We start from the raw sequence: 2,553 nt of genomic DNA on the forward strand, positions 1-2,553 counted from the left end.
CCAACAGCACGGTCAGCATCCCGATCTGGTCTTTGCAGGGCGCGCCGGTCTGCAGATGTGTGAAGGCTTCCGTGAAGCCAATATCTGCATCGACCTCCTGCAGCAGTTCGGTGATCCGTATGGCCGGCAACCGGTCGTAGAGATCGAGCACCAGCTCGTCTGCCTCTTGCGGCACCGCCGCACTCAGGCGGTCAGTTCTCAAGACGCCATTCTCGATCGACCCGCCCGGGATGGCCCCTGCGCGAGCCGCCTTGGCCAGTCGCGCCAGCCCGTCGGTCATGCGCGCCTTGCGATCGGCAAGCCAGGTTTCCGGGTCGAGCGGCACCGTCAGCCTTGGCGCGCCCTCTACCGCCTCCGCAGGAACCAGGGCCAGCTTCAGATCAGCGTAGCGCCGGGAATGGGGGAGCCAGATGTCACCCGCCCGGAACGCCTCCCGCAAATGAAACAGCACCGCAACTTCCCAGAGCCGATGGCCGTCACCGTCCTCAGCGTTCAGATGGCGGTGCCATTTCGAGCCGCGCCGCAGAAAGCCAACTGGGCGGGTTTCGGGCTTTTCATCGTCTGCGATCAGCGCGGTCGCCTGCAGCAAGGGAGCTGCGATACCCGCCGCCTCGATATCGAGAACGCGCAGCATGCGCGGGGCATAGCGCCGGAACCGATGATAACCTTGGCCAACATGGGTCAATGGGTCTGCGGCCATCGTGTCCGTCAACTCAGCGGCGGTGGCGACCAGCCCTTTGAGCCGATCCCACCCGCAAGCCAGCTCTGTCGCCTGATCCAAGGAAGCCCCATCGCTTCTAGCGTCCAGCAGGGCCGACCCGAGAGATTTGAAGGCGCGCAGGGTGTCCTGCACCGCCGCCTTTGCGTCGGCGATTTTGGCGTCGCACAGCCTCTTCGCGCCCTGCCAGGTCTTGCCGACGATCCGGTCATGGGTCTCGACCACCGCGTCGGAAATCGCGGCACACCACTCGACGGCGCAAACCGCGAGAATGGCCAGGCGGCGGTCGCTGCTGATGTCACGCAGACCATCGGCAAAGTAGCGTTCGCCCTGACGCCGCAGGCGGGTCACCCGATGGGGTGGAATGCCCGCAAGGATATCTAGCGAGATGTTCAGATCCCGCAGAACCTCCAGCCGATCGAGGAGGCGGCCAACATCGGCCGAGTTCTGACCAACCTCGAATTGGCGCAGCCAGACGAACCGGCTGACCGTGCCATCGACCATCTCCGTGAGCAGGGTGTCCAGGCGGGCCTTTCTATCTTCATCCAGCCGGTTCACGATGGCGCTTTCGATCCGGCGTTCCGCCGCCACGAGCGCATCCGCGCAGAGGCGCTCGACCACGGACACACCCGGCAAGATCGTCTGAGTCCGGCGACACTCTTCGACAAACCGGCTGGCCAGATCATGGTTAGAGGTTGCCACCTCCGCCTCGCCTGACAGCCAGGCTTTCAGTTCCCGCGCGCGATGCCCGGAGAACATCCTGAAGCCGTAGGCTTGGCGCAAGTCGACCAGATGCCTTCGCCGCGTTACGTCGGTCTCGGCGTAATGGGAAAGCTCCTCCATCTCTTCACCAAGCTGTGCGGCGATGAAGCGACTGACGGCCTCCGGAATGACCTCACCCGACACCAACAGTCGGCCAGGATATCGGAACGCACAAAGCTGAAGGGCAAAGCCGAGGCGATTGCGTGCATGGCGACGGGTCCGAATGATTTCGATGTCATGATCCGACAGCGTGTAGTGGTGGAGGATGCTGGCCTCGTCTTTCGGAAGATCGATCAGCGCGGCACGTTGGCGCGCGGTCAGAATAGAGCGTCTTGGCATGTGGGTTTGTCCTTGTTAGTCATTAGTCTGTTCAGGACAAAATCCGCACCAGCAAAATCAACGGCTTGCAAGGCCAAATTCCGAGGGGGTTCAACTGGGACAGCGCGCGGCCATCTACGCCAGAGTTTCGACATCCGACCAGTCTTGTGAGCGACAGGTCTCCGAGCTAACCGCATTCGCGGAACGCGGCGGCTATGACGTGGTCGGCGTGTTCAAGGAAACGGCCTCCGGGGCCTCAGCCAATCGCGCCGCCCGCAACCAGATCCTCGATCTCGCACAGGCCAGGCAGATAGACGCCATTCTGGTCAGCGAGCTTTCCCGGTGGGGGCGGTCCACTCAGGATCTGCTTGATACTCTCAATCGGCTTGCAGGCTGGAAAGTCTCGGTCGTGGCTATGAATGGCATGACTTTCGAGCTCGACACACCTCACGGTCGGATGATGGCCACCATGCTGGCCGGGATCGCCCAATTCGAGCGCGATCTTCTCAGCGAGCGCGTGAAATCCGGCCTTGCCGCCGCACGAGCACGCGGCAAGAAGCTTGGGCGTCAGCCGGGACAGCGCCCCAAGTCCGACAAGCTGACTCCGAAGGTGTTGCAGGCCATCGAAGACGGAAGGTCATACCGATGGATCGCCCGGGACCTCGGTATCTCGAAAAACACCGTCACGGACATCGTCAGGCGGCACCGCCAAAATGCCTTGTGATACGATCCTGCCCCCTACCGGAATCTACCCC

Annotated in this window: 2 protein-coding genes; one reads left to right on the forward strand and one right to left on the reverse strand. The window is 62.7% G+C overall.

Annotation, left to right across the window (positions count from 1 at the left end; all coding sequences use genetic code 11):
• Positions 1-1,819: DUF4158 domain-containing protein (locus tag ACFTOW_RS13595; RefSeq protein ID WP_379916607.1), on the reverse strand; the 1,819-nt coding region annotated here is incomplete at its 3' end.
• Positions 1,820-1,931: 112 nt separating this feature from the next.
• Here ACFTOW_RS13595 and ACFTOW_RS13600 point away from each other — a divergent pair.
• Positions 1,932-2,522 carry a recombinase family protein gene (locus tag ACFTOW_RS13600; RefSeq protein WP_379916609.1) on the forward strand — a complete coding sequence of 197 codons (591 nt, stop codon included), beginning with the start codon at positions 1,932-1,934 and terminating at the stop codon, positions 2,520-2,522.
• Positions 2,523-2,553: the final 31 nt, after the last annotated feature.

Source organism: Lacimonas salitolerans, assembly GCF_042677865.1.
Classification (GTDB): Bacteria; Pseudomonadota; Alphaproteobacteria; order Rhodobacterales; family Rhodobacteraceae; genus Lutimaribacter; species Lutimaribacter salitolerans.